The organism is Streptomyces sp. NPDC091272, assembly GCF_044757485.1.
Lineage (GTDB): Bacteria > Actinomycetota > Actinomycetes > Streptomycetales > Streptomycetaceae > Streptomyces.
This window is the reverse complement of the sequence record NZ_JBIVVC010000018.1, coordinates 121,520-127,909: the sequence shown is the minus strand read 5'-3', so window position 1 is coordinate 127,909 and position 6,390 is coordinate 121,520. Positions and strand designations below refer to the sequence as shown.

Genomic DNA, 6,390 nt, shown 5'->3' with positions numbered 1-6,390 from the left:
CGCGCGGTCTGCTCCGCAGACACGACGCGGAGCCGCTACGCGGCTCTTCCCTCGCTCGCTCCGCTCCCGAGGCTTCCGGTCCGCTCCGCGGCCCAACACAACAACGCTCCGCGCTTCAACCCCCGGTCCGCTCCGCGGCCCCACATTCCGGTCCGCTCCGCGGCCCAAAATTCCAGTCCGCTCCGCGGCCCAAACCGCGCTCCGCGCTAACAACACGCCTGCTCTGCAGTCGAGTTGAAACCACCAAACAACCAGCTGGCCGCACCAACCAAAAACAGGCAACAAAAACCCAAACCCTCGACCCACGCCCAAAAACCACTACAAAAACAAGGCACCGATCCGCTCCGCGGCCCCAAACCAGCCCTCCCCGCAAACAACTCGCTTGCAAAACAAGCTAGTTAACACACTACGCAAATAGCTCGCTAAGGAAGAAGAACGGGGGCCAGCTGACCCAGTGACACAGAGAAAGCTCCCCCACTGCCGGGACTCTCCGGCCCCGCCCGACGTGCGTCAAATATTTACTCCCGATTCTTCACCTCAAGAGCACGCACACGCTCCCGGCACCGCACCACCCACCCCAGGAGCTGGGCAGTGAACCCGCTTACCACTCGGCGGAGTTGAACAGACCCGGCGGCTACCGACCTAAGAATCGCCCAGGGAGCCCGACAAACCCCACACCAGGCGACCCAGCTACGTACGTCGCGCCCCGATGATGAGGGCAATGCCCGGGGCCGCCACTAGCACAACTACGGAGATGACTGGAACGATTTCGGTAGGAGTCGTGCCGCGTACCGTCCAACCGCCGGGCCGCTAACTGGGTCTTTGGAGAAGGCGCTCGGCGGTCACATGCCGCCAGCACGCTGACCAGAGACCAAGCCCTTCCGGACCAACATCACGGGGTTGAGGCACACCTGCTCGCTCTCCGACACGGCTCGGACCTGGGCATATCGCGAGGTACGCCACCACTTCGGCAGCCCCGACACCCTGCACGGTGCCACCCACGCGGCAGTGCACACCCAGAACACCGAGCTCCGGAGCCGATGCCGGCCGTGGAGGCGCGCGCCATCGCCAACAGCATCCATCGGTGAATCACGACGAGACCGAGGATGTGGAAGGACAGCGCGGCCGTCCACGAGGCCACCTCCGTCGCCATCCAGTCCGCCCGCGGAAAGAACACTGCGCGCCGGAACGACCGCGCAGCGGCGATCCTGGAGTACATCAGCATGAGGGAAACGTCGTGACCCACAAGCCCCAGTCGTGACCGCCGTACCCTGACGGGCCGTGAGCTGACGGGCCGTGCCCTGACGGACCGGTTCAGAGTGCCCCCGCGGACCGTGGTGCGACGATCTGTGTCGGTCAGGGTTGGACTGTTCCTGCTGGGGCCCGTCCCCGGGAGTCAAGGAGCCAATGCTCGGCGAGTGACGGTCCGTGGTGGTCTCGGTGTTGTGGCATGCCGGGGGTTGGCCTGATCGATGACTGTCGTGTACTTCGTCTGTGTGATTTGGGGCCGAAATCAGCACGCGTTGGTGTGATGAGTCCGTAGCGCTGCGTGAGCTTTAGTGCCTGGTCACGGAGCCTGAGTGATTACTACCAGTGAGTAAAGGGGCGTGACGCGAGTTATCGAAAATCTTGCAGTTTATACCTGTGGGCTTCCATTGCTCAAATAGCGAAGGTGTCCATTTTTATGAGGGTTTGTTACTTATGTGGATCTAGTAAGAGGGTTGGCTGGTCGGGGTTTTCGAGGGTGGTTTTCGTCCGGTCCGACGTTGATACCGGGCGGAATGTCTAGACCTCAGGCCGGCACCGGGAAGGGTGAGGGGGTCGCGTTGAGCTGCGTAAACAACGAGGGCCCCGCCGTCCGGCGGGGCCCTCGTCAACGTGGGTCATCGGGCACCCGGAGGGGGCCACCCTCCGGGCGGAGCCCGATGATGCTGAGCGAAGGCCAGTCCAGGGCCCATGTTCAGCACGGATATGTAACCGAATTTGATGGCTCGATATGCCGTAATCCGAGGGATTCTGTCGGCGTACGGAGCGAAACCCCTCTCCGTACGGCTTTCCGGCGAGGCAATTAGTCCCGTCAAGACAGACAAATGCTCTCAAGTCTGTATTGCCGGTTTCCTGAGCGATCATCAAATCCCTACGGGGAAGCGTTAGTTGGGCGCGTTGTCGGATGTGAGTACTCTCTTCGCCTAACCGGTCGATGACGCCTGGAGCTTCGGACGCACGCCCGGTTGCTGCAAGAGCGAAGACAGTCCAGCGGTAACCGGGCACGGCAGCCACCCGTGAGCGGGCTCGGCTCTCCCTCCGACTAGCCCTCGGGGGGTGGGCCGTTGCAGCAGACACCGCACCCGTCTGCCAGTGCACCCGGAGATGCCCGTGTCAGCTCTCATACCCTTCCTCACCGTGGTCGCGGTGTTCCTGATCGTCTTCGGGACGATCGCGTTCGTCGTCGCCAAGATGCAGACCCAGCCCACCCGTACCGCCGTGATCATCATGGCGATCGGTGGCGTCATCGGGGCGTTGGTCCCGGTCATCCGCATCGTCATGGAGCCGCCGCAGCAGCCTGTGGCGCCCGTCCCCGCCGCGGCAGTCCATCTCGTCCTTCCGGAGCCGGAGATGACCGAGGTGAAGCCGTGAGGCCGTCACGGGACGTGGAGAACGCCGTGCGGAGGCAGGGCGAGGTCCGACCGCCGAGCACGAAGAAGCTGGACCCCGCGTACGAAATGACCGGCGGCGGCACGGTGGAGCCGCGCACCGCACGCACTCTGCGGGTCCTGCACCACTACTTCATGCAGCAGGGCCTGGCCACCGATGTCGCGGCCGAGCTCGCCGAGCTCAGCCGTCTGCAACTCCACCCGCGTACGGCGGAGCAGGTCCTGCTCGGCCGGCGCTACATCGAGTTCGTCGTGTGCGGCACGATCCTGGTCAACGGCAGGATCTGGGGCGGGAACTACGTGCTCGGCAACCTCGACATCTTCACCGAGGTGCCCTCCATCGGGCAGCGCGAGCGGGTCCAGTTCCTCGCCGAGACCCGCACCATCCGGATACCGCGCGACGCGCTGCGCAGTCGTGCGGTGCGTGACCTCTCCGTGGTCCGGATGATCCACCAGCGGCTCATGAGTTACGTCAACGAGTTCGAGTGGCTGTACGGCACCAGCACGCTCGCGCCGATCTGCCGTGTCGCCCGCCTTCTGCACCATCTGAGCTTCCAGCAGGAGCTCGGCGCGGAGATCCTCATCGGCGTCCTGGACCCGAACATCGTCCTGGGACCCAGTCAGCGCGACTTCTCCGAGGCGCTCGGGCTGGGGCTGGCCACCGTGGAGAAGAGCATCCGGGCCCTGCGCGACCACGACATCCTCGGCTCCAGCACCGGCACGCGTACCAATCGCACCTACAAGATCAACGAACGGGCCCGGCTCCGCCAGATCGCGACGGGGACCGCCCTCGACGACTGACCTGCCACCGCGTGCTCCGCGAGGTCGTGTCTCACCCAGCCGAGGGAAGGGGCCTCCCGCGGATGTCGGGGTCGTCGTGCGGATGGTGGCCGGGGGCAGTTACCTGGTGGCATGAGAGATGACACGGGCTTGCTGTCGGACGGACCGGTCCAAGGGGAGAGGCGCGGGGTGGTCGGCACGGCGTGGGTGCGCGTGCTGGCCGCGGTGGCGGTCGCGGTCGTGGTCGCGGTCCTGGGGTTGCCCGGCGCCGGAGCGGTCGCCGCGGTGCCGGGTCCCCCGCCGCCGGTTCCGCAGTACGGGCCGGGCGAGTACCCCCGTACCCACGAGGTGGCGTCCCCGGTGGCCTCGCACGCCTTGCCGCCGCCGTACTGGGAGGCGGCTCGGAGCGACGTGCCCCTCCTGGCGGCCGAACCGCCGCACCTCGCGCCGGCCCCGTCGAGGCAGCGGGCCAACGGGGCGACGTCCCTTGTGCGGCTGCTCAACCGGGAGCGTGCGCGGGCCGGTTGTGCCAAGGTGCGGGCGCGGTCCTCCCTTGCGTACGCCGCGCAGCAGCACAGCGGTCACATGGCCCGGACCGGCACCCTCACCCATGTCGGTGCTCCGCACCGCGCTGTGGGCGAGCGGCTCACCGCCGCCGGCTACCGCTGGAGCCGCGCCGCGGAGAACGTGGCCGCGGCGAGGTCGGACGCCGGGTCGGCGATGCGGGTGTGGATGCAGAGCCCCACGCACCGGGCCGCGATGCTGACGTGTGCTTTCCGGGACGTCGGCGTCGGGGTGGTGCCGTCGGGGGGCCGGGCCTGGTGGACGCTGGTGCTGGCCTCCCGGGCCGGTTGAGGGTTCAGCCCAACGTGTTCAGCGGAATCCCGATCGGGCCTCCGCCGGCGGCGAGGCCGCCGATGAGAGCGCTCGGGGCCGGCACCGCGCCGGGTCCGCCCGGGTGCACGCTGCGCGCCGCGGCCTCTTCCCTGAGCTGCATCCCGTCGACGTTGGACTTGAGGTCGGACAGGAGCTTCTGCGGGGTCGCCACGTTCAGGAGCTGGCGCACCTGGTGGGTGCTGACCGCTTCGGCCTGGGACTGCGCCGTGGCGACCTGGGTGGCTCCCGGCATGGCGTGGTCACCGTCGTGCTGGGCGAACGCCGGGGTGGCCGACCCCAGGGCGACGAACGTTCCTGCAAGGGCTGCGGTGGCCTGCATGTACTTCACGAGGAGTCCTGTCTGTGGGCGATGACGGAACGACAGTGCGCCCGGATGGCCGCTGCCGTTTCACCACTGGAGAACGCGTGTCCTCGCCGATGGAGACGTGGGCGGGCCCGAGATCACCCTATTGACTCGCTCTGCGGCGTGGGGACTTGCGCGCGGTGGGAGCAGGCGTGCGAGGGCGTTACCTCGGCGGGGGACGGCTCGTTGCGCCTGCGTCCAGCCGAACCGCACCCAGCAGGAGAACCATGCGTCACCACAGGACCACCGCCGCCACCCTCGCCGTCCTCGCCTCGGGCGCGGCGCTCGCAGCTGCCGGGACCGCGCAGGCCGCCGCTCCCGAGGCCGCCCCGAAGCCGGGTCCCGCCGCCGTTGCGCCCGCCGGTGACCTGCTGAGCGGGCTCCCGGTGCTGAAGGACCTGGCCGGGGGGAACTCGCCGGCGAAGTCCGCCAACTCCGCCCCCGGTAGCCTGCTGGGCGGACTCCCTCTCGGACGCTGACAGGGCGGCTCGCGGCGGTGAGCGTGGGGCTGGCTCCCGGCGGTGAGCGTGGGGCTCCCGGTGGTGGCGTGGCTGTCGGGTGGCCCGCCCCGTGACCCACCGGTGCGGCCACCCGTGACCCACCGGTGCGGCCACCCGTGACCCACCGGTGCGGCCACCCGTGACCCACCGGTGCGGCCACCCGTGACCCGCCGGTGCGGCCACCCGTGGGCCGTAGGTGCGCTCACCCGTGACTCCCGGGTGCGGGCCCCGTTGACAGCCCATGAAGAAGTACGTGTTGATCCTTGCCGCCGCCGTGGCCACGGCACTCGTCGCCCCGGCCGGTGTTGCCGCCGCCGACGAATCGCCGCTCGGGCTTCCTCTGAAGCTGCCGAAGGTCTCGGACGGGAGTTTCGAGGGCGCGACCCACGTCTTCGATTACGCGCCCCGTGAAGTTCCCGGTTCCTGATAATTCGGGCTTCGTTCCCCTGGTTTTGTTTATCGGTCCTGCTGGGGCCCGGCCCCCAGATTTCCCGTGGCTCCTTCGTGGATCTTCGGTGGGTCTTACGAGTGAAAGACAGGCCTCACGGAATCAAGTGAGTTTCCTTGGGGCCGTCGCCTCGTTACCGATAGCGACGGCGATGCCACGGGATTCTTACAGGGCTCGTGCAGCACGAAATACGTGACTGTTCTCGGCACCGCCGAAGGAAAGGTCCAAAAAATGAAGTACACGAAGCTCGCCGCTGTCGTCGCCGGTTCGCTGATGGCCCTCGGTGCGGCCTCCCCCGCCATGGCGGACGCGGGGGCGGAGGGTGCGGCCGTGAACTCCCCGGGCGTTCTCTCCGGCAACGTCGTCCAGGTCCCGATCAACGTGCCCGTGAACATCTGCGGCAACAGCGTCAGCGTGATCGGTCTGCTGAACCCGGCGTTCGGCAACAGCTGCGTCAACAAGTAACCCGCATCCGAACTCTCGTGTGTGCGGATCCGTCGAGTCTCCGGTGACCCCACCACCGATGCCCCGGCCGGCGGCAGTCGTCGCCCTGATGGGGCAGGCCCCCCGAGGCCTGCCCCACTCTTGTCGGGCGTGCACCGCCTTTCAGCAGGCGGGTGAAACAAGGGAAACCGCGCACGGCTTCAGTTTCTCCGCGGCCGGCAGACCGTTAGGCACGGTGTCGGCGCTGCGAGCGGGAGTACTCACGGCGTCCCATTCATGTTCATGAGATGAAGAAGCGCACGCAGAGAATGAATGAGGGAACTC

At 67.6% G+C, this 6,390-nt stretch carries 8 protein-coding genes; 7 read left to right on the top strand and 1 reads right to left on the bottom strand.

All coding sequences use genetic code 11. The annotated features are described in order from the left end of the window. Window positions 1–1,106 precede the first annotated feature (1,106 nt). The 4 genes from ACIQM4_RS33515 to ACIQM4_RS33500 all read left to right on the top strand — a co-directional run bounded on the left by ACIQM4_RS33515 (window position 1,107) and on the right by ACIQM4_RS33500 (window position 4,289). Window positions 1,107–1,241, top strand: a complete 135-nt coding sequence (locus tag ACIQM4_RS33515) for a hypothetical protein (RefSeq protein WP_401599182.1) — start codon at window positions 1,107–1,109, stop codon at window positions 1,239–1,241. A 1,135-nt stretch (window positions 1,242–2,376) separates the two neighbouring features. Next, window positions 2,377–2,637: a hypothetical protein gene (locus tag ACIQM4_RS33510; RefSeq protein ID WP_401599180.1), complete on the top strand. Its 261-nt coding sequence runs from the start codon at window positions 2,377–2,379 to the stop codon at window positions 2,635–2,637. Then, window positions 2,634–3,455: a hypothetical protein gene (locus ACIQM4_RS33505; protein WP_401599178.1), complete on the top strand. Its 822-nt coding sequence runs from the start codon at window positions 2,634–2,636 to the stop codon at window positions 3,453–3,455. Before ACIQM4_RS33510 ends, ACIQM4_RS33505 begins: the two co-directional genes overlap by 4 nt. Window positions 3,456–3,566: 111 nt before the next feature. Beyond that, window positions 3,567–4,289 (top strand): CAP domain-containing protein, encoded by a 723-nt coding sequence (locus ACIQM4_RS33500; RefSeq protein ID WP_401599176.1) that lies wholly within the window; start codon window positions 3,567–3,569, stop codon window positions 4,287–4,289. A 4-nt stretch (window positions 4,290–4,293) separates the two neighbouring features. Here ACIQM4_RS33500 and ACIQM4_RS33495 read toward each other — a convergent pair whose 3' ends face one another. Next, entirely contained in the window at window positions 4,294–4,659 is a 366-nt protein-coding gene (locus ACIQM4_RS33495) for a hypothetical protein (protein WP_401599174.1), read from the bottom strand. Window positions 4,660–4,901: 242 nt separating this feature from the next. On the opposite strand from ACIQM4_RS33495, the gene ACIQM4_RS33490 reads away from it, so the two are divergent. From ACIQM4_RS33490 to ACIQM4_RS33480, 3 genes are all read left to right on the top strand, one after another. Beyond that, window positions 4,902–5,153 (top strand): hypothetical protein, encoded by a 252-nt coding sequence (locus tag ACIQM4_RS33490; RefSeq protein WP_401599173.1) that lies wholly within the window; start codon window positions 4,902–4,904, stop codon window positions 5,151–5,153. A 262-nt stretch (window positions 5,154–5,415) separates the two neighbouring features. Beyond that, window positions 5,416–5,601: a hypothetical protein gene (locus ACIQM4_RS33485; protein WP_401599172.1), complete on the top strand. Its 186-nt coding sequence runs from the start codon at window positions 5,416–5,418 to the stop codon at window positions 5,599–5,601. Window positions 5,602–5,853: 252 nt separating this feature from the next. Beyond that, window positions 5,854–6,087, top strand: a complete 234-nt coding sequence (locus ACIQM4_RS33480) for a chaplin (protein WP_401599171.1) — start codon at window positions 5,854–5,856, stop codon at window positions 6,085–6,087. Window positions 6,088–6,390: the final 303 nt, after the last annotated feature.